This is a genomic window from Pseudomonas sp. YQ_5 (genome assembly GCF_043103305.1).
GTDB lineage: Bacteria > Pseudomonadota > Gammaproteobacteria > Pseudomonadales > Pseudomonadaceae > Aquipseudomonas > Aquipseudomonas putida_Y.
The window spans coordinates 162,061-182,059 of sequence record NZ_JBICJS010000055.1 but is presented as its reverse complement, the minus strand read 5'-3'; the positions used below and the strand labels follow the sequence as shown (position 1 = coordinate 182,059).

Genomic DNA, 19,999 nt, shown 5'->3' with positions numbered 1-19,999 from the left:
AGGATTACCAATGCGAGCGACACGTCGTCTTGATCTGTCAGCGGTAGAGCGCGCACTGCGCGAGGTGCAGGGCCGTTTTGCCGAACTCAGCCAGCATTTCACCGAACCGCGGGACCCGTTTACCGACGAGGTGCTGCTGAATGTGGTTGAAGGCTATGCGCTGATTGACGACTATGTCGCTCGCGGTATCGACCTGTTCGACCTGCAACAGCTGAACCTGATGCTGGAAATCAATGCCACCGTGCTATGCGGCAGCGATCCGGCCCGTCGCCTGGAATTCGCCCCGCACCTTGCGGCAACCGAAGCGCACTTTTTCAACAACGTGGAAGGTGGCATCAAGGATTTGTACAACTGGTACTGCGCGTACCGCAGCGATTCGATCTGGAAGCGGGCCGCGGGTGTGTATGTACGGATCCTCAGCAAGCCGCAGCTGTTCATCGAAGGCAACAACCGCACGGGTTCGCTTATTGTCAGCTATCTGCTGATGCGTGCCGGGCTGCCGCCATTCGTGCTGTCGCTGGACAACGCCGAGGGTTACTTCAACCCGTCCTCGGTCATACGCAACTCCGCCAAACACGGTGTCAAGGCTTTGTACGAACTCCCCAAGATCAAGAAAAAGTACGCCGCTTTCCTGGAAGCGACGGCGCCTGAGCCCGGCAAGTTCTTCCTGAACGGCGCACCCGTGCCTGCCTGCGAGGGGAGCCGCTGATGCAAGGTTCATCCCTGTTCGCACGAGGGCGGCAAGCCATCGAACGCAAGCTCAAGCGTGGCCAGGTACGCATTTCGTTCGATATCGACGACACGCTGGCCTGCCTGCCCGAGCACGCCGCCGCCGAGGACAGCAAGCTGCCGGGGTTCGTCCATCGCTGGCTGGGTGAGCCCCTGCGCAGCGGCACCCGCGAACTGATCCGCGACCTGCGCCGCCAGGGCTGCAGCATCTGGATCTACACCTCGTCGGGGCGCACCCCGGCTTACATCCGCCGGTGGCTGATGCTTTACGGCATTCATGTCGATGGCGTGGTCAACAGCGATCGGCACCAGCATATCCTGGCCCAACGTGGGTTGGAAAACTCTCCCTCCAAGCTGCCTTCGGCTTTTGATATTGATCTGCACGTAGATGATTCCGAAGGGGTGCGCCTGGAAGGTGTCGACCACGGTTTCCGCGTGGTGGTGGTGTGCCCGAAGGATGAGCACTGGGCGCAGAAGGTGAAGGACGCGGTGGTGGATGTGCAGGCACGGCTGGCCTGGCAGCAACCGCACCGTTATGAAATGCCCGCTTGCCAGCGTTCGCAGGCACTGGCTTCCTGAACGGACGCAATGCCAGCGACCGCGTAGCCCCCTTCGCGGGTAAACCCGCTCCCACAGGACGCTCACAACCTTCGGGTCTTGCGCGGCATCTGTAGGAGCGGCTTTAGCCGCGAACACCGGCAATGCCGGTGCCATCCCCAGCACATCTTCAACACATCCACGCTTGCAATTGACCGTACTAACCCGCTCATGCAGCGGTACTGATACCTGCCTACCACTCATGCCTAAGTCCTAAGTCTCGAACCCAGACCCGAGCAGGTCCCGCGACCAAATCACCGGGCCACACCCTCCCGCCCCAAAGCACTCGCCACCCCACGCCAAAGCAGCGTTCCTGGCAATTTGCCCACTTCTGATAATCGCCTCCGACATCCCGTCCCCGTTTGGAGCGCGCCATGCACAACAACAATAAGCACCTGCCGCCTCGTTTTCTCGCAGCCGCCATCGCCAGCTTTTCTGCGCTGGGCCTGAGCAGCGTCGCCGAAGCCGAGATCATGCTGTACGACAAGGACCAGACGACGTTTTCCACCGATGGCTATATCAACGCCTTCTACGTCAACAGCAAGGTCGACCGCGAGGGCGAGCAGTTTGACCGCCGCCAGTCGCGGGTGAAGATGGGCTTCTTGCCCAACTACCTGGGCTTCAACATGGGCAAGCAGGTGGATGACCTGAAGCTCGGCGCGCGTGCCTCGTTCTGGGTAACCATCAACGACAGTGAAACCAACGGCACCGACACCGCCATCGACGTACGCCAGTTTTACGGCACGGTGGCCAACCCTGAGTGGGGCGAGGTGCTGATCGGCAAGGACTTCGGGCTGTTCGCCCGTTCCAACATCCTGCTCGACGAACTGCTGGCCGGCTATGGCCAGGTCAGCGACACCCTGGGGCTGGTGGACGGCGGCGGGGTGTCATTCGGCAACATTGGCAGCGGTTACCCGTACCCGTTCCCAACCTCGCAGATCACCTACCGCACGCCAGTGATGGACGGCCTGCGGGTGGCGGTGGGCATCATGGACCCGGTGGACACCAACGACAGCAGCCCGACCGGAAAGGCCTACCAGGAAAACCCACGCACCGAGAGCGAGATCACCTACCAGTTCGACCTGGGTGGGGCGCAGATCTACAGCTGGATAAACGGCAGTTACCAGACCTCGGACAATACTGACTCCACGGTAGAAACGGTCACTTCCAAGGGGGTGGGTTACGGGGTGCAGGCAAAGATGGGCGGCTGGTCGCTGACCGGCTCGGGGTTCCAGGCCAAGGGCATCAACCCGTTCTTCACCAACAATGCCGGCGAACCGGTTTTGCGCAATGTCGACAGTGACGGCTACCTGCTGCAGGGCTCGTACAAGTTCGGCAAGAACCGCGTGGCGCTGTCCTATGGCAAGACCAAGGACGATGGCAATGGTGCGGTTGACAGCGGTGCGGACTACGAGACCCGGGGTGTGGCGCTGTTCCATGACATCAACGACAACCTGAAACTGGTGGCCGAGTACAACCAGTTTTCCATCGACGGGCATGACACCAGTGCGCAGAACGAAGACACCGATACCTTTGCGGTGGGCGCGGTATTGACCTGGTAAGCGCCCGGGGCCGCAAGGCGGCCCCGATTGACGCGCTCTTTTACGCCCATGGAACCGCCCACCCGCTACCCAAGTAGCATTCGTCACCCGCCACCACCTCCTTAAACTGATCGCTCAGCCACCCCGTGCCGGAGACCACGATGCAGCAGGCTCATAACGACGGTGTGGTCAGTGCCATGTCTCAGGCTACCGACGCACGGCTGGCCGCCCAGGACCTGGCGCGGCAGTTGCTGCACCCGCACTTGGGTTTCGTGCTGTTCTTCTGTTCCGCCGAATACGACTTGCAGGCTTTGGGCGAAGCGTTGGAGCAGGATTTTGGCGGCATACGCCTGGTCGGCTGCACCAGCGCCGGTGAAATCACCCCGCTGGGCTACGGCCGCAATTGCGTGACGGCGGTGGGCTTCGATCACCGACACTTTTCGATCGCCACCGCGTTGATCGATGAAATGGAGCGCTTCAGCCTGATCGACGCGCAGCAGATGGTCGAGCGTTTGGTCGGCACCTGCCGCAGCAATACCCTGGCGCCAATCAAGGGCCACAGCTTTGCACTCACACTGCTCGATGGCTTGTCCAGCCGCGAGGAGATGGTGCTTGCCGCACTCAGCGCAGCACTGGGGGATATCCCGCACTTCGGCGGCTCGGCCGGTGACGACAACTACCTGAACCGCACCCATGTGTATTACGGCGGTACATTCCACAACGGCGCAGCCGTGGTGGTGCTGGTCAACACCTGGCTCGACTTCGAAGTGTTCACCACGCATCACATCCTGCCGCGCCAGGAAAAGCTGGTGGTAACCGGTGCCGACAGCGCCCAGCGCCGGGTTTTCGAACTGAATGCCGAGCCGGCGGCCGAGGAATATGCCCGCCACATCGGTGTGCCTGTGGCTGCGCTCGATCACCGGGTGTTCGCCGCCCACCCGCTAGCCGTGCGCATTCATGATCAGTACTACGTGCGGGCGATCCAGCAAATGCATCCTGACCTCAGCCTGAGCTTCTACTGCGCGGTGGAGAACGGCATCGTGCTCACGGCCATGACTCCGGGCCCGCTGTTGCCGAACCTGCACCAGCTGTTCGATGGCCTGCACCAGCGCCTCGGCCCGTTGTTGCTGACCATCGGTTGTGATTGTTTCCTGCGGCGGCTGGAACTGGAGGCCCATCACGGCCTGGAGCCGGTCGGCGCGTTCCTGCGCGAGCAACGGGTGATCGGTTTCAACACCTACGGAGAACAGTTCAATGGCATGCACATCAACCAGACCTTCACCGGGGTCGCCATTGCCCGCAACCGGCCTCCTGTCGGTCGCTGAACTGCAGGCTGAGCTGACTCGGCTGCAGCACCAGAACCACAAGCTGCAGCGCATCAATGACGCATTGATCGAGCGCATCGAGTCGGGTGTGACCCGGGGCAATGACCCATACGCCGCGTTCCAGCATTCGGTGGTGCTGGCCGAGCAGGTGCGCGAACGCACTGATGCGCTGAACCAGGCCATGGCCGAGCTCAAGGCCGTCAACCGCCTGCTCAGCGAGGCCAGGCAACGGGCCGAGACGGCCCACCAGCACCAGATTCGCCTGATTACCGACAACGTCCCGGCACTGATCGCCTACCTGAACGCCGATCTGGTCTACGAATTCACCAACAAGGTTTACGAAGAGTGGTATTGCTGGCCGCATGGCGTGATGCTGGGCCAGAGCCTGCGCGCGGCCCACAGCGAGCAGCACTACCAGCGCCTGGAAGGCTACGTGGTACGGGCGCTGGCGGGGGAGAGCGTGACGTTTGAATTTGCCGAAACCAATATCAACGGTCAGGAACGCTACATGCTGCGCTCCTACGTGCCGAACCGCCTGGCCAGTGGCGAAGTGGTGGGTATCTTCGTGTTGATCCGCGACATCACCGAGCGCCGCAACACCGCACAGGCCTTACACCAGGCCTATCAGCACCTGGAGCAACGGGTGCGCGAACGCACTGCCGAACTGACCAGCCTCAACGACCAGTTACTGCGTGAAATTGAAGAGCGCAGCCAGGCCGAGTCGCGTCTGCGCGAGGCCAAGCGCGAGGCCGAGCAGGCCAACCTGTCGAAAACCAAGTTCCTTGCTGCGGTCAGCCATGACCTGTTGCAACCGCTGAACGCGGCGCGGTTGTTCACCAGCGCGTTGCTCGAACGCGACGAGCCGCAAAACGCTGCCCACCTGGTGCGTAATGTCAGCAATTCGCTGGAGGATGTGGAAAACCTGTTGGGCACGCTGGTGGATATTTCCAAGCTCGATGCTGGCGTGATCAAGGCCGATGTCGCCCCGTTCGCCCTCAGCGAGCTTATGGACAACCTGGCCGCCGAATACGCCCAGGTGGCGCGTAGCGAAGGGCTGGCGCTGCACTTTGTGGGGTGTTCTGCCGTGGTGCGCAGTGACATTCAGCTGCTGGCGCGCATCCTGCGCAACCTGCTCAGCAATGCCATTCGCTACACCCGCAGTGGGCGCGTGGTGCTGGGGTGTCGGCGCCAGCGCGGTGGCGTGCGGATTGAAGTATGGGACAGCGGCATCGGCATTGCCGAAGAACACCTGGAAGACATGTTCCTGGAGTTCAAGCGTGGTGATGTGCAGCGCCCGGACCAGGACCGTGGGCTGGGCCTGGGCCTGGCGATCGTGGAGAAGATCGCCGGCATCCTCGGCCACCGGATCCGCGTGCGGTCATGGCTGGGCAAAGGGTCAGTGTTCGCAGTCGAGGTACCGCTGAGCGCCACCGCCCCCAAAGCCCAGCCGAGCCAGGCGATATGCGAGCCGATGCTCGAACGCCTGCGCGGGGCGCGGGTGTGGGTGCTGGATAACGATGCGGCGATTTGTGCGGGCATGCGTACCTTGCTGGAAGGCTGGGGCTGTCGGGTGGTCACTGCGCTGTCGGAGGAAGACCTGGCGCGCCAGGTCGACAACTACCACGCCGAGGCCGACCTGCTGATTGCCGACTACCACCTGGACAACGACTGCAATGGTGTCGACGCCGTAGCGCGGATCAATGCCCGCCGTGCCCAGCCGCTACCGGCGCTGATGATCACTGCCAACTACAGCAACGATCTCAAGCAGCAGATCCGCGAGCTGGGTCACACGCTGATGCACAAGCCCGTAAGGCCGATGAAACTCAAGACGGCGATGAGCCATCTGCTGGCCAGTGGCGTGGCATAACGGGTGGCCGCTTCGCGGGTTTATCCGCGAAACGGCGGGCAGGGATCAACGGCGCAGATAATCAGCAAAATCGATATCGCCGGCACTGAGAATGGCTTGTACCCGGTTGTGCACATTGAGTTTGCGCAAGATCGCCGAAACATGGGCCTTGACCGTGGTTTCGGCGATGTCCAGCGTGTAGGCGATCTGCTTGTTCGATTCACCTTTGGTCATGCGCTCGAGCACCAGCAGTTGCTTACGGGTCAGGGCTTGGAGCATTTCCGGCGGGAAGCTCGGGGCATCGTTATGGCGCCGGCTGGTACTGCTTTTCTGCGCGCGGATGATGTCTGGCGGCAGGTAGACATTGCCATTGAGGATCTGCTCGATCGCTTCGATCATCTGTGAACGTGGCGACGACTTGGTGATGAAGCCCACGGCACCGTAGGTAATGGCCTGCAGCACGATCTGCTTTTCCTGCTCGGCCGAAACGATGACCACCGGCGTGGTCGGCGCCTCGTTGCGCAAGGTGATCAAGCCATTGAGGCCGTGCATGCCGGGCATGTTCAGGTCGAGCAGGATCAGGTCGAGGTCGTCATGCGCCTGGGTCAGGGCCAGGGCGCTTTCAAGGTCGGCGGTCTCCATGACCTCGCTGCCCTGGAAACCATCGCTGATGACGTTGTGGATGGCTTCGCGAAACAGGGGGTGATCGTCGGCAATCAGAATTTTGTACATGGCCTTTTCACCTTGTTTTTATTGGATGGAGCGGGGCACGCATATGCAGGCGTTTCAGGGGAACGGTACCGGTTGTGCCGGCTGCAATGGCAGGTTGGCTTGCTGCCAGGCATCCAGGCCGTCGCGGTACCAATACAGGTTGTTATAGCCCAAGGCTTTCGCGCGTTTTACCGCGTTCCAGCTTAACCAGCAATCGGAGCGGCAGTAAAAGACCAGCGGTTGGTCCGGGTGACCGGCCGTGGCTTTTTGCAGGTTACGCACGAAGTAGTCCTGCCATGCCGGGCTCAGTGCGCCGTCGCCGGTGTTGGCCAGCCACAGGCTGCCGGGGAGGTTACTGTGCGGTTCGTCTTCTATGAAGCGACCTTGCAGCCATTGACGGCGATAGACGTCGATCAGCACCGGCCTGGGCGTCTGGCCCAGCAGGCCTTGCAGTGTGGCGGTGTCGATGACCTGGCCGCCTTCGACCTGTTGCGGGGTCGGGCTGCGATAGTGCGTGGTGCGATAGCCGTCGGCGGAGAACAGCGGCGTGGTGTCGGCGTGGGCGATACCCAGCGACAGACTCAGCGCAAGGGCAACCAACAAAGGGCGCGGGGCACGTGGCATGGTTTTATCCTTCTTGTTATAGGCCCATTACATGCCAGGGACGGTGCGTTGTGAATGCGACGATTAGACAGCAAAGGCGGTACTAAAGTAGTAGATGGCCGGGCGCAAAGGGCGCTGCGCGCCTCTCCACATGAACCTTCTGCTTGTGGCCGCTCAGCGTGGTTTGCGCAGCGCCGCGTGCTGGGGGTTGAAGGTGAGTATCGCCAGCAGGGTGAACAATGCGGTCAAGCCCAGGCATACCGCCAGCGCCAGCAGGTTCAATCGCTCATAAAGTGCAAACCGCACCAGCTCTACGGCATGGGTGAACGGGTTCACAGCACACAGCCAGTACAACCACTGACTGGCCTCGCGCATTTTCCACAGCGGGTACAACGCCGAAGACAGGAAGAACAGCGGGAAGATCACGAAATTCATCACCCCGGCAAAGTTCTCCAGCTGGCGAATCGCGTTCGACAGCAATAGCCCCAGGGCGCTGAGCATGAAGGCTACCAGCAGCAACGCTGGCAGTGCCATCAGCAAGCCCGCAGCCGGTGGCTGTACCCCGTATAACCAGGCGATGGCGAGGAAGGCATAGACTTGCAGCAGGGAAATCAACGAAGTTGCCAGCAGTTTGCTGCCCAGCAGGAATGGGCGTGGCAGCGGGCTGGTCAGCAACACGCGCATGCTGCCCATCTCGCGGTCGTAAACCATCGACAGTGAGCCCTGCATGCCGTTGAACAGCAGAATCATGCAGGCCAGGCCGGGGATGATGTACACCTCGTAGGGGATGTAGGTGTCGTAGGGCTCGATGATGGCAATGCCCAGCGCTGCGCGAAACCCGGCAGCGAATACCAGCAACCACAGCAGCGGACGCACCAGCGCGCTGAGCAGGCGTGTACGCTGCAGCACGAAGCGCAGCCACTCGCGCAGCATGATGCCGTTGAAACATTGCCAGTAAGCGTTCATCGGGCGTTGGCTCCTGAGGGGGCGTTGGTCAAGCGGGCAAAGGCGTTATCGAGGTCACCGCCATGCTCAAGGCTCAGCGCATCGGCGGTGCCACTGGCCACCAGGCGCCCCTGATGCAGAATCAACAGGTCATCGCTAGGCTGCACTTCGTCCAGCAGGTGAGTGGCCCACAGCACGCTGAGCTGCTGCTCGCAGCACAACCGGCGCAGGTGCTGGTTAAGTGCCAGGCGGCTGGCCGGGTCGAGGCCGACGCTGGCTTCGTCCAGCAGCAGCAGGCGCGGCTCATGCAGCAGCGCGCGGGCAATTTCCACCCGCCGCCGATGGCCGATGTTCAGCTCACGCACACGATCGCGCCGACGTTCGCCAAGGCCTTGGCGGGCCAGTTCGGCTTCGACCCGCAGGCTGCTCTGGCGCCGCGACAGGCCATGCAAGGCGGCGTGGTAGCGCAGGTTTTGCTCAACGCTCAGGTCCAGGTCCAGGGTGCTTTGCTGAAACACCACGCCCAGCTGGCGCAAGGCCGGGCGTGCAGCGTTGCGTAGCGAGCAGCCGCACACGCGGATGTCGCCATGCTGCAGGTCGTACAGGCGCGTGAGTAGGGCGATCAAGGTCGACTTGCCGGCACCATTGGGGCCCAGCAATGCGGCGAAGCGCCCGGGTGCCAGGCTGAAACCGACCTGCCTGAGTGCCTCGCGCTGGCCATAGGCAAAGCTCACGTCACTGACATCGAGGGCGTTCATGGTGTCACCACCACACCCCAGGGGTAGCGCCCGACCTTCACCGACTTGAGCACTTTGAGGTTCTTTGCATCAATGACCGAAACGTCACCGCTGACACCGTTGGTGGCCAGCAACTGGCGCTGGTCCGGGGTGAATGCCAGCTGCCAGACCCGCCGCCCGACCAGCAGGTAGTCGAGCACATCAAAGGTCTTGGCATCGACCACCGCCACGTGGTTGGCCGGGCCCAAGGCGACAAAGGCGTACTTGCCATCGGCGCTGAGCTTGATGCCCACTGGCTGGACTTTGTCGGGGTGTACGCCCTTGATCTGGAAGTTCAGGGTTTTCAGCACCTGGCGCGTGGCCACGTCGAGTATGGTCACCGTGCCGCCGATCTCTGCCGAGGCCCACAGGTGCGAACCGTCTTTGCTGAACTCGACGAAGCGCGGGCGCTGGTCGACCAGCGTGCTGTCGGCCAGGGTCTGGGTGCTGGTGTCGATCCAGTGCAGCATGTTGGTGGTTTCGCTGGTGTTGACCGCCCACTTGCCGTCAGGGCTGACCGCCATGCCTTCGGGTTCGATGCCAACGTCGATCTGCCCGAGTACCTTGTCGGTGACGGTGTCGATCACGGTCACCAGCGCGTCGTCCTCGTTGGACACATACAGCCAGCGGTCGTTGGGGTGCAGGGCGAACTGCTCGGGGTCCTTGCCGGAAGGCAGCTCCTTGATGATCTTGCGGGTGGCCACGTCCATCACCTGCACCCGGTCCGAATCGCTGGCGCAGATATACAACAGCTTGCTGTCGTGCGACAGCAGCAAGCCACGCGGGCGCTGGCCCACCGGCAGGGTTTCGGTGACTTCCAGCGTTTGCATGTCGATCAGGCTGAGGCTGTTGTCCTTCTCGTTGGAGACCCAGGCGGTGGCAGCCATGGCGTGACTGCTGGCCAGCGCCAGGGCGCCCGACAGCAGGCTGGGGTAGATCAGGGCCCGGTGGAAGAGGGGGCGGCGCATGGCGAATTCCTTATTGTTGTGGTTGTCGGGTCAGGGGTAGCTACACGTCACTTCGGGCTTGTCATAGCCCAGGCTGTCCATTTCGTTGAAGGGATGCAGGAAGCCCTCCTGCGGCGAGGTGCTGACCAGGGCGCGGGGCTGAACCAACGGGATCGGCTGGCGCAGTTCGCCGTTCCACGGGCGGTAGCTGAGCTTGCGCCCCTTGAAGCCGTCCAGCGGCAACTGCTCGCTGAGCAGCAGTTGCTGAACCGCGCGAGGTTCGGCCAGGCGCAGCTTGCTGGCCGCACTGGCGACACTGCGTACAGCCATCCAGGCGGCGAAGTCACGGTCATTCATCCAGCGCCCGGCCTGGGCCTCGAAGCGTTTTTGCAACTGCGCCGCCCCGAAGGTTTCCACCGTCTTGTGCCAACCCGTGGGGGTCAGGCCCTGGGTACCGGCCACCGGGCGCGGATACCACGTCTGGTAGGGCAGGTACTCGCCGAAGTCACCGCGCTCGTCGGCCACCAGCACCACGTCGTATTCGGCAGTCTGGGTGAACAACGGCATGTCGGCCTGGGCGCTGCGGCGCTGGTCGTTATCGAAGGTCCAGGTTTTTTCCGCGACCAGTTGCACGCCAAAACGCTTCACCGACCGGCGTAGGGCAGCGGCGTACGCCTGGTCGTCCGGGGTCTGGCCGACCACCAGCAGTGCCCGTTGCCATTTGCGCAGTACCAGGAACTGCGCCAAGGCATCGGCCAGCATGGCCCGGCTCGGCAGGCTGTGCAGGACATTGCCCAGGCACTGGCTGCTGCGCAGACTGTCGTCGGGGCTGCCGGCGTTGAACAACAGGCTGTCGGGCAGGGCGGCAGACAGCGCGCGCAGGCTGGCGGCCGGGGCATTCACCACGAACAGGCGCAGGCCTTGGTCATGCTGAGCCCTGGCGGCTTGCAGCAGGGCCTCGGGGCTGTCGACGTTGGCGCTGGTCAGCTGAAATTGCTGCTTCAGGAAACGCCCGGTGCTGTTGCTGTCGACAATGGCCAGTTCGGCGCCTTGTAGCCCGGCATCGCCGGGTTCGGGGATGACATTGGACAGCAGCGGGCCAGTGGCGGGGCGATAGCCCAGGTAGCCGATGCGTATGTGCAGCGGTGCAGCGCCCGGGCCCTGAGCGGCGGGCGCCAAGGGCGTAGCCAGCGTCGCGGCCAGGGCCAGCAGGCAGGTCAAGGCAAGGTGGGCAGGCTGGCGCATAACACACTCCACGGCAGATGGCGCCAGCATAGGAAGCCCGCCGGGAGGGGGAAATATGCAGAAAGTAGCGCTCGGCCGGTACCAAGGTAGTAATTCAGTGCGGGGGCCGCAGTTTTACGATGGTCCACAACGGCCTGAGGAGAACCGCTTGTGCGCCTTGTCAACTTGTCGGCCCTGTGGCGAGTCAACCTCTGGGTCACGTTATGCTTCGCCTTGGTCACGCTGGCTTGTGCCGGGGTGCTGTTGCACCAGGCGGTGGCCGACGTCGAGCGTGAGTTGCAGTCAGCCGAAGCCGTGGTGGCGTACCTGGGCGACACCGCCGAACGCGACCCGGCAAACCTGCAGCCCGGCCTGACCAAGAGCCTGCGCCATGTGCGGGTGCACTGGCTGGCACCGGGTGAGGTGCCAAGGCTGCCGCAGGAGGCCGGTATGGATGCCTGGCTGGGCCGCCAGTTATTCGGCGAGCGCTACCACAGCAGCCGGCTGCTGGACTTGAGTGATGGCCGCCGCGTGTTGATTGCCGTGGATGCGCGGGATGAAATCGATGAAGTCTGGGACTCCCTGCAACAACTGCTTGGCGTTTGTGGCCTGGCATTGTTGTTGAGCCTGTTGACCATCCGTTGGGCGGTACGGCGGGCCATGGGCCTGCTGGATGAGCTGCTGGGCGCCTTGCACCAGGTCTCAGGCGGGCAATTGACGGCACGCCTGCGCGAAGCCGGCCTGCCGGAAGCGCGCCGACTGGCCAAACACTTCAACCGCATGGCCGCAACCCTGGAGCAGGCCCAGGCCGACAATGCCCAACTGACCCAGGCCCTGCTGGCAGTGCAGGAGCAGGAGCGTACCCTGCTGGCGCAGACCCTGCACGATGATCTGGGGCAATACCTGGCAGGCATGCGTGCCCAGCTATGCCTGCTGCGTATGGTGGCCGAACAGCCTGAAGTGGTGACGCAGACGGCGCAGGCCCTTGAACTCAACTGCGAGCGCCTGCAGCAAGGTTTTCGCGCGCTGGTGCACAACTTGTATCCGGTGGCGCTGCACTACATGCCGCTGGCCGAGGCCTTCGGGCTGTTGGTGGGCCAGTGGCAGGCCAGCCAGGGTATCGAATGCCGGCTGCGGGTTGGCGAGCACTTGCCGGCGCTGACTGGGCCGAGCAGAACGCATTTGTACCGCTTGTTGCAGGAGGCCCTGACCAACGTCGCCCGGCATGCCGGTGCCAGCCAGGTGCGGGTACGCCTGCAGCGCAGTACCAAGGGCTTGCGCCTGTTCATTCGCGACAACGGCTGCGGCGCCCACCAGCCCCAGCGCCCAGGGGTAGGCCTGCACTCGATGGCCGAGCGCGCCCGCAGCCTTGGGGGCGAGCTACGCATTTTCAGCCGCCCGGGCGGTGGCTGGGCGCTGGCCCTTAACATTCCCGAGGAGGTGTGATGAATATCGTGTTGGTCGATGACCACGCCGTGGTCCGCCAGGGCTACGCCAGCCTGCTTCGGGCGGTGCTGCCATTGGTGCAGGTGCGCGAAGCTGCCAGTGGTGAAGAGGCGCTGGCCAGGGTCCAGGAGCAGGTACCCAATCTGGTGATCATGGACTTTGGCCTGCCCGGTATCAGTGGCCTGGAAACCACCCGTCGCCTGCGCCAGCGCCTGCCGCAGTTGCGGGTGCTGTTTTTCAGCATGCACGACGAGCTGCCGCTGGTGCGCCAGGCGCTGGATGCGGGGGCTTCGGGCTACCTGACCAAGAACTCTGCGCCCGAGGTACTGATCGAGGCGGTGCAGCGGGTTTTGGCCGGACATGCCTACATCGAGCAGCCCCTGGCCACCCAGCTGGCTTGCCTGTCACAGCAAAGCACCAGTGACCCGCGGTTGCAGCGCATGACCCAGCGCGAACTGGAGATATTCACGATGCTGGCCAAGGGTACCCCGGCGCGGGTGATTGCCGAGCAGTTGTGTATCAGTGCCAAGACCGTGTCCAACCACCTGACCTTGCTCAAGAGCAAGTTGCAGGTCAGTTCGCATGCCGAGCTGGTGCATCTGGGGATTGACCTGGGGGTGGTGCGGGTGGCGGGGTGAGGTAAGTGTTCTGGTTTTGAAGGTTCGGCGCCTGTGAGATCGAGCGCCGCCCGCGCGGCGCATCGCGAGCTGTGCTCGCTCCTACATTTGTTTCGGGCCATTATCGTCTGTGCCAGCGCGCGCGACCGCCTTGTTCGTCCGACGCGATGTCGAGCCATGCACCCAGGCGCTCGCGCGCAAATCCCACAGGAATAACTGGCCCGAAACAAATGTAGGAGCGAGCACAGCTCGCGATGCGCCGCGCGGGCGGCGCTCGATCTCACAGGCGCCGAACCTGCCACGGCGAACCCTTCGCTCATTTGTCCCAGGTTTCAGGGCACCCCTTGCACCCCTCCATGTTGGCCTCCTGAAAATTCCCGTAATGCTGCCGCGCCCCGCGCAAATCGGCGCGTGCCAGGTTGCTCTGGCCAAACTTGGCCTCCTGCAGGTTGGCATCGCCCAGGTTGGCCTCTTGCAGGTCAGCCTTGCTCAACCAGGCCATCTCCAGGTCCGCCGCCTGCAAGTTGGCCCGCTGCAGCTTTGCCCCGGACAGCCTGGCGAACTGCAGGTAGGCTGCACGCAGGTCGGCCTTTTCAAACTGTGCGCCCTGGGCGAACAAGCCCCAGCCTTGAATGGCCACCAGCCTGCTGTTGCTCAGGTCGGCCAGGCGCAGATTGCTCTGTTGCAGGCTGGCGCGGGTCAGGTTGGCCCCTTGCAGGCGGGCTTTTTCCAGGTTTGCCAGGTCCAGCTGGGCATGGCGCAGGTCGGCATCGCGCAGGTCGGCACCGGCCAGGTTCATCTTGCGCAGGTCCTGGTTGGCCAGGTTGGCGCCGCGCAGGTTGGCCCCCGGGCACTGGCTGGCTTCGGCAATCACGCAGCCGTTGATGGTCAAGGGGGCATCGTTGCCGGCGTCGTCGGCGTTCACTGCCAGGGCAGGGGATAGCACCAGCAGCAAGGTAAAGGGCAGGTAATTCATGGCGAAAGCCTCCGGTCAGGAGAAGGGCAGAAGCGGGGAGGGGCGCAAGCCGCTCCCCGCTGCAGGTCAACGCTGTGCAGTCTTGTTGTCCCAGCTCGGGATCTTGAACACCCAGAACGAACCACCCTGAGCCACCGGTTTGGTCAGCTCGGCCATGTCGCCGCCCCACAGCGGTACCGCACCGCCGTAGCCCACGGTCACGCCGATGTACTGCTCGCCGTCCTGTTCCCAGGTGATGGGCGGCGAGACAATGCCGCTGCCGGTCTGGAACTTCCACAGCTCTTTGCCCGTCTTGGCGTCGAAGGCCTTGAAGAAGCCGTCGCCCGTGCCGGTGAACACCAGGTTGCCCTTGGTCGCCAGCACACCGGCCCATAGCGGCAGGTGTTCCTTGTGTTCCCACACCAGCTTGCCGGTGGTCGGGTCCATGGCGCGCAACGTGCCGACGTGGTCGTCGTACATGCGCTTGATGCGGAAGCCCATGCCCAGGTAAGCCGAGCCCTTCTTGTAGTTCACTTCCTCGGTCCAGTATTCCTCTTTCCACTGGTTGCCGGGGATGTAGAACAGCCCGGTGTCCTGGCTGTAGGCCATGGGGTTCCAGTTCTTGCCGCCCAGGAACGGTGGCGAGACTTCCACCGGCTTGCCCTTGGTTTCACCCGGCAGCGGCTTGGCCGGGCGTTGGCCGGGGTTTTCCACCGGGCGGCCGGTCTTCAGGTCGATATGGCTGGCCCAGGTGATGTTGTCGACGAAGGGGAAGGCGTTCTGCAGCTTGCCGTTGTTGCGGTCAACCACATAGAAGAAGCCGTTGCGGTCAGCGTGGCCGGTGGCCTTGACCACCTTGCCGTCCTTGCCTTTGTAGTCGAACAGCACCAGTTCGTTGTTGCCGGAGAAGTCCCAGGCATCGTTGGGGGTGTGCTGATAGAACCACTTGACTTCGCCGGTACTCGGGTCGACGCCGACCTGGCCGGAGGTGTACAGGCTGTCGAAGTCGTGCGGGTTGCCGTCCTTCGACGTGCGCGCCCAGGTATTCCACGGGCCGGGGTTGCCGGCGCCGACAATGATGGTGTTCGTTTCGGGGTCGAAACTGGCGCTTTGCCAAGGAGCACCGCCGCCGTGGCTCCAGGCTTCGACCTTGCCGGTTTCGGTGGTAGGGTCGTCTGGCCAGGACGGCGCCTTGACGTCACCGGTCGGGGTGCTGTCCTTGCCGTTTAGGCGGCCCATGTGGCCTTCGACGAAGGGCCGCATCCACACTTCTTCGCCGGTGTCCGGGTCGCGCGCGAACAGCTGGCCGACCACGCCGAATTCATCGCCGGAGCTGCCATGGATCAGCAGCACCTTGCCGCTGGTCTTGTCCTTGATCAGCACTGGCGCACCGGTCATGGTGTAGCCGGCGCTGTGGTCGCCGAACTTCTTGTTCCACACCACCTTGCCGGTGCGCTTGTCGAGGGCGATGACCCGCGCGTCGAGGGTGCCGAAGTAGATCTTGTCGCCGTAGATCGCCGCTCCGCGGTTGACCACGTCGCAGCAGGGACGAATGTTGTCGGGCAGGCGGTGGCTGTAGGTCCACAGGCGTTTGCCGGTCTTGGCATCAAGGGCGAATACCCGCGAGTACGAGCCGGTGACGTAGACCACGCCATCGCTGACGATGGCCTGGGATTCCTGGCCGCGCTGCTTCTCGTCGCCGAAGGAGTAGGACCAGGCCGGGGTCAGCTTGAACACGTTCTGGTCGTTGACCTGGGCCAACGGGCTCCAGCGCTGGGCATTGGTGCCCATGCCGTACTGCAGCACGTCCTGGGTGGTCAGGTGGTCATTGGCGATGTCTTCCCAGGTGACGTTCTTGCCGGCAGGTGCAGCGGGTGTGCTGGCCGCTGTTGCCACATTGCCCAAGGCCAGGCTACCGGCCATCAGCAGGACGCGCACGCTCAGGGCCAGCGGGGAAAGGGCGGGTAGCGATCTTATTGTCATGGTTGCAGTTCCCAGTGGAGGTTTTGGCCTGCACAGGGTGGGGCGCAGCGGCTATCGCGGGATACGGAAAAAGTCCCGCCCTTGCCGGGAAAAGTTCCCGCACGGCACCTCAATTGGCCCTTGGCCACAAGCCCTACTACCAAGGGATGACGGCCCGGCCACCAAAGCAGCATTCGGTCGCCCGCAGGGTGTTTCTAAGATGGCGGCACGGCCTCTGTGGTTGAGGCCTTGTGTGCAATGGTGAGGGCATAACAATGACAACAAAATGCAATGTGTTGCTTGCTGCTGGGTTGCTGGCCGCATCTGTGCTGACCGGTACAGCCTGGGCCCATGGCAACGTGGTGCCCCAGGCAGTGGAGACCAAGGGCCTGACCCCGATCAAGGACGCTGGCGTGAGCCTGGACGACGACGGCTGGGCGGCTGTCAACCCGTACCGCAGCTCACCCGAGCACGACAAGGCCGTGGAAATCGGCGCCTCGGCCTACAACCAGAACTGCGCCGCCTGTCATGGCCTGGAGGCCAAGTCTGGTGGTATCGCCCCTGACTTGCGCATGCTCGATGCAGGTGATGCTGGCGATGAATGGTTCGTCGAGCGGGTGCGCCACGGCGCGGTTCGCGACGGCCGCGTGTACATGCCGAAGATGGCCGATTACCTCAGTCAGGAAGCCCTGTGGGCGGTGCGCACCTACCTCGACAGCGTGCACGTCGAGGAGTGACGGCCATGCGTCTGTGGGCGGTGCTGTTGAGTGGCCTGCTGCTGTGTTGCGCGGCGGCCCAGGCGCAGGTGCGCAACTACGACGCGATCATCGCTGCCGGAGAGCTCAAGGTGGCGGTGTACAAGGATTTCGCCCCTTACAGTTTCCAGGACCACGGCCAGCCGCGTGGTGTCGATGTGGAACTGGCGCAGGCCCTGGCCACGGCCTTGGGGGTACGTCTGCAACTGATCTGGGCGCCACCCGGCGAAAAGCTCGACGATGACCTGCGCGACTACATCTGGCGTGGCAGCCCGCTGCGTCATCAGCAATTGGCCGACCTGATGATGCGGGTGCCTTACGATCGCGCCTACGCGCAGCGGCGCAACGAGCTGGGGGAGCTGGAAAACGCCCAGGTGGTGATGTTCGGCCCCTATCAGGAGGAGCGTTGGCAGGTGGCCTACGATCGCCGTCGCCTGCCGTCGGTGGCCAGTGTCGCGGTATTCCAGCAGCATCCTGTCGGGGTCGAGGTGGACAGCGTGCCGTCGTTTTACCTGACGTCGGTGTTCAACGGCATGCTTAGCGCCAGGACCCACCATTACCCCAGCGTGCAGCAGGCATTTGCTGCGATGCAGGCCGGCCAGGTAGACGCTGTGATGGCGATGCGCGGCGAGGTTGACTGGCAGCTGCACCAGGCCGCCGACCCGCAACTGGCCTTGGCAGAAAACGCCTACCCGAACCTCGGTAAACAGGCTTGGGAAATCGGCATGGCCGTGCATGAAAGCAACCGGCAGCTGGCCTACGCGGTGGAGGAGGCCATGGAGGAGATGATTCGCGATGGCCGGCTCAAGGCGATGTATGCCGCATATGGCCTGCGTTACGAGGTCCCGGAGATGTATCAATAGGAGTGGCCATGAACTGGCGAGCAACTTTCCTGCTGGCCTGCTGGATGCCCTGGGCCGCCCAGGCAGCGATGCAAGGCACCCCCACAGACCCGGTGCCTTCCGTGATGTGGGACTTCTACCACAAGCAGTTGCTGGCCCAGGCCGCGTTCGTGTTCGATGACCGTGTGAAGCTTCTGGCGCCACCCTTTGCCGAGGATGCACGGCAGGTGCCGCTGGAGATCGACGCCCGGGCGTTCACAGGCGAGGTGGTGCGGATAATCGCCTGGGCAGAGCTGAACCCATTGCCGCGCATCGTCGACTTTCAGCCCGGCGAGCGCGTGTTGCCCTGGTTGTCGATCCGCATCCGCATCGAACAGGCTACACCACTGCGCGCTGCCGTACTGACACGCGATGGCCTGTGGCACGTCGGTTCGACCCTGATCGATGCTGCCGGCGGCGGTTGTACCGCACCCAGCGTGGTGCGCACCCAGCCCGGCTGGGAGGAGCACCTCGGTGAGGTGCTGGGCGGGCGCTACCCGCGTGGTGACAGCAGCCGCCTGCGCCTGCAGGTGGCCCACCCGATGGATAACGGCCTGGTCAGCGGCATTCCTGAATTCTTTCTCAACCATGCCGAGTTGCAAAGTGCAGATGGCCAGCGTCTGGCCAGCCTGGAGCTGTACCCGGCGGTCAGCGAAAACCCCAACCTGGGCTTTGACATTCAGGGCCCCGGGCCAACACGGCTGCTGTTGCGGGACAACAGCGGCAACCAGTTCGAGGCGGCGCTGCCCTGAGCGCGTTGTCTGATTCCCCCCCCTGACCCGAGGCACTGTCATGCGTTGGATCCTGCTGTTGCTGCTGTGCCTGGGGCTGCCAGCCCAGGCTGATCTGGCGTACCGGCTCACACCCCGGCAGATCGCTGAGGGCACCTGGTTGCTGGAAGGCAGCACCGACAATTTCGCCAAGGCCAATGGCGGCAATGTGGTCAACACCGCGTTCATCGTCACCGACAGCGGTGTGGTGGTGATCGACAGCGGGCCGTCGAAGGGCTATGGCGAGGCGTTGCGCAAGGCAATTGCCACCCTCACCGACAAGCCGGTAGTGGAAGTGCTGTTGACCCATCATCATCCTGACCATGTACTGGGCAACCAGGCCTTTGCCGATGTGCCGATCGGTGCCCTGGCCGGCACCCGCGACCTGCTGCGCCAGCAGGGCGATGCCATGGCCGAGAACATGTATCGCCTGGTTGGCGACTGGATGCGCGGTACCGAAGTGGTACTGCCGACCCAGGTGTTGCAGCCGGGTGTGCATGAGGTGGGTGGGCACCGCCTGAGGTTGCTGGGGCTGGGCGGGCACACGGGGGCCGACCTGGCGATTTTCGATGAAAAGACCGGCGTACTGTTCGCCGGTGACCTGGTGTTCTACCAACGGGCCCTGACCACGCCTAACAGCCCAGGGCTGGACGTGTGGCTCAAGGACCTGGATACCCTGCAGGCACTGCCCTGGAAGCAGCTGGTACCCGGGCATGGCCCGGTGGCCAGTGATGCGCAGCCGTTCGTGCAGATGCGTGACTACCTGGGCTGGCTCGATGGCCTGATGCGTGATGGCGCGGCGCGCGGTGACGACATGGCCGAGATGATCCGCAGCCCCATTCCTGAACGGTTTGCCGGGATCAGCCTGACGCGTTATGAGCTGATCCGCAGTGTCAGCCACCTGTACCCCCGGTATGAGCGTCAGCAACTCCGGCGCATCGATACCAGGCCCCCAATCTGATGGCGGAACGCGCTGCTCTATGGAGTACGCCCGTCACCGAGGCGGCGCGCTGTCGTGCAGCAGCCATGATCCACGTGGCTTGAGAGCCGAGTCGGGTCGGTGGAATGCTGCTCACGGAACACTGTCGAGTAGCATATTGTCCACTACAGGTTGGAGAGGTGCGGAGAAGTTCGCGACTCCCAGTGGCCTGGTAAAGGTGTCGTTCGGGCGGGCGTTCATGCCACGTTTAAACGCTGCTCGTTGCAAACGGGAGGGGTAACTTTCTTGGAACTTCCAAATATCTGTCAGATACTTCTGATAACAAAATATTTCAAATTTCTGGTGCGCGAACAATGTCACTGAATAGTGACAAAAATGACCTGACTTTATTTAGAATCGCCTTGACGTGATAACTTTTGTGGTGGAGGA

19 protein-coding genes are annotated in these 19,999 nt (G+C 63.2%); 11 read left to right on the top strand and 8 right to left on the bottom strand.

The annotated features are described in order from the left end of the window. Positions 1 to 10: 10 nt before the first annotated feature. The 5 genes from ACF8EA_RS13395 (at position 11) to ACF8EA_RS13375 (ending at position 6,059) form a co-directional block, all read left to right on the top strand. Positions 11 to 709 carry a hypothetical protein gene (locus ACF8EA_RS13395; RefSeq protein WP_392522273.1) on the top strand — a complete coding sequence of 233 codons (699 nt, stop codon included), beginning with the start codon at positions 11 to 13 and terminating at the stop codon, positions 707 to 709. After that, entirely contained in the window at positions 709 to 1,308 is a 600-nt protein-coding gene (locus ACF8EA_RS13390; RefSeq protein ID WP_392522272.1) for a hypothetical protein, read from the top strand. The genes ACF8EA_RS13395 and ACF8EA_RS13390 overlap by 1 nt, the downstream gene beginning before the upstream one ends. A 392-nt stretch (positions 1,309 to 1,700) precedes the next feature. Next, a complete protein-coding gene (locus tag ACF8EA_RS13385) occupies positions 1,701 to 2,888 on the top strand; it encodes a porin (RefSeq protein ID WP_021784015.1) in 1,188 nt (395 codons plus the stop codon). 140 nt (positions 2,889 to 3,028) lie between these two features. Further along, positions 3,029 to 4,192, top strand: coding sequence for a nitric oxide-sensing protein NosP (gene nosP, locus ACF8EA_RS13380; RefSeq protein ID WP_003254110.1), 1,164 nt, complete (start codon positions 3,029 to 3,031; stop codon positions 4,190 to 4,192). After that, positions 4,161 to 6,059 (top strand): NahK/ErcS family hybrid sensor histidine kinase/response regulator, encoded by a 1,899-nt coding sequence (locus ACF8EA_RS13375; protein WP_021784014.1) that lies wholly within the window; start codon positions 4,161 to 4,163, stop codon positions 6,057 to 6,059. Before nosP ends, ACF8EA_RS13375 begins: the two co-directional genes overlap by 32 nt. Positions 6,060 to 6,104: 45 nt before the next feature. On the opposite strand, the gene ACF8EA_RS13370 is transcribed toward ACF8EA_RS13375, so the two are convergent. The 6 genes from ACF8EA_RS13370 to ACF8EA_RS13345 all read right to left on the bottom strand — a co-directional run bounded on the left by ACF8EA_RS13370 (position 6,105) and on the right by ACF8EA_RS13345 (position 11,265). After that, the gene (locus tag ACF8EA_RS13370; protein WP_003254108.1) at positions 6,105 to 6,770 is read right to left on the bottom strand and encodes a response regulator transcription factor; all 666 of its coding nucleotides are present in this window, start codon (positions 6,768 to 6,770) and stop codon (positions 6,105 to 6,107) included. Positions 6,771 to 6,824: 54 nt separating this feature from the next. Further along, positions 6,825 to 7,373 (bottom strand): PQQ-dependent catabolism-associated CXXCW motif protein, encoded by a 549-nt coding sequence (locus ACF8EA_RS13365; RefSeq protein ID WP_103462385.1) that lies wholly within the window; start codon positions 7,371 to 7,373, stop codon positions 6,825 to 6,827. Positions 7,374 to 7,526: 153 nt separating this feature from the next. Beyond that, positions 7,527 to 8,318, bottom strand: a complete 792-nt coding sequence (locus tag ACF8EA_RS13360; RefSeq protein ID WP_010953586.1) for an ABC transporter permease — start codon at positions 8,316 to 8,318, stop codon at positions 7,527 to 7,529. Further along, positions 8,315 to 9,055, bottom strand: a complete 741-nt coding sequence (locus ACF8EA_RS13355) for an ABC transporter ATP-binding protein (RefSeq protein WP_103462386.1) — start codon at positions 9,053 to 9,055, stop codon at positions 8,315 to 8,317. The genes ACF8EA_RS13360 and ACF8EA_RS13355 overlap by 4 nt, the downstream gene beginning before the upstream one ends. Further along, positions 9,052 to 10,041, bottom strand: coding sequence for a YVTN family beta-propeller repeat protein (locus tag ACF8EA_RS13350; RefSeq protein ID WP_209966628.1), 990 nt, complete (start codon positions 10,039 to 10,041; stop codon positions 9,052 to 9,054). Before ACF8EA_RS13350 ends, ACF8EA_RS13355 begins: the two co-directional genes overlap by 4 nt. A 30-nt stretch (positions 10,042 to 10,071) precedes the next feature. Next, complete coding sequence (locus tag ACF8EA_RS13345; protein ID WP_103444560.1) at positions 10,072 to 11,265, bottom strand: ABC transporter substrate-binding protein; 1,194 nt, start codon at positions 11,263 to 11,265, stop codon at positions 10,072 to 10,074. Between the two features lie 150 nt (positions 11,266 to 11,415). On the opposite strand from ACF8EA_RS13345, the gene ACF8EA_RS13340 reads away from it, so the two are divergent. Beyond that, positions 11,416 to 12,690, top strand: coding sequence for a histidine kinase (locus tag ACF8EA_RS13340; RefSeq protein ID WP_103444559.1), 1,275 nt, complete (start codon positions 11,416 to 11,418; stop codon positions 12,688 to 12,690). Next, complete coding sequence (locus tag ACF8EA_RS13335; protein WP_003254098.1) at positions 12,690 to 13,328, top strand: response regulator transcription factor; 639 nt, start codon at positions 12,690 to 12,692, stop codon at positions 13,326 to 13,328. The genes ACF8EA_RS13340 and ACF8EA_RS13335 overlap by 1 nt, the downstream gene beginning before the upstream one ends. A 295-nt stretch (positions 13,329 to 13,623) precedes the next feature. On the opposite strand, the gene ACF8EA_RS13330 is transcribed toward ACF8EA_RS13335, so the two are convergent. Both ACF8EA_RS13330 and exaA read right to left on the bottom strand, forming a co-directional pair. After that, positions 13,624 to 14,283, bottom strand: a complete 660-nt coding sequence (locus ACF8EA_RS13330; protein ID WP_392522271.1) for a pentapeptide repeat-containing protein — start codon at positions 14,281 to 14,283, stop codon at positions 13,624 to 13,626. Between the two features lie 66 nt (positions 14,284 to 14,349). Continuing rightward, positions 14,350 to 16,245, bottom strand: coding sequence for a quinoprotein ethanol dehydrogenase (gene exaA, locus ACF8EA_RS13325; protein ID WP_367250412.1), 1,896 nt, complete (start codon positions 16,243 to 16,245; stop codon positions 14,350 to 14,352). Positions 16,246 to 16,499: 254 nt separating this feature from the next. Between exaA and pedF the strand changes: the two genes are divergently transcribed. From pedF to ACF8EA_RS13305, 4 genes are read left to right on the top strand one after another with little or no spacing between them, the layout of a single operon-like run. Beyond that, entirely contained in the window at positions 16,500 to 16,961 is a 462-nt protein-coding gene (pedF, locus tag ACF8EA_RS13320) for a cytochrome c-550 PedF (protein ID WP_021784006.1), read from the top strand. A gap of 5 nt (positions 16,962 to 16,966) precedes the next feature. After that, positions 16,967 to 17,842 carry an ABC transporter substrate-binding protein gene (locus ACF8EA_RS13315; protein WP_028697249.1) on the top strand — a complete coding sequence of 292 codons (876 nt, stop codon included), beginning with the start codon at positions 16,967 to 16,969 and terminating at the stop codon, positions 17,840 to 17,842. Between the two features lie 8 nt (positions 17,843 to 17,850). After that, positions 17,851 to 18,612, top strand: coding sequence for a quinoprotein dehydrogenase-associated SoxYZ-like carrier (locus ACF8EA_RS13310; RefSeq protein ID WP_392522269.1), 762 nt, complete (start codon positions 17,851 to 17,853; stop codon positions 18,610 to 18,612). 40 nt (positions 18,613 to 18,652) lie between these two features. Beyond that, positions 18,653 to 19,591, top strand: coding sequence for a quinoprotein relay system zinc metallohydrolase 1 (locus ACF8EA_RS13305; RefSeq protein ID WP_392522268.1), 939 nt, complete (start codon positions 18,653 to 18,655; stop codon positions 19,589 to 19,591). Positions 19,592 to 19,999: the final 408 nt, after the last annotated feature.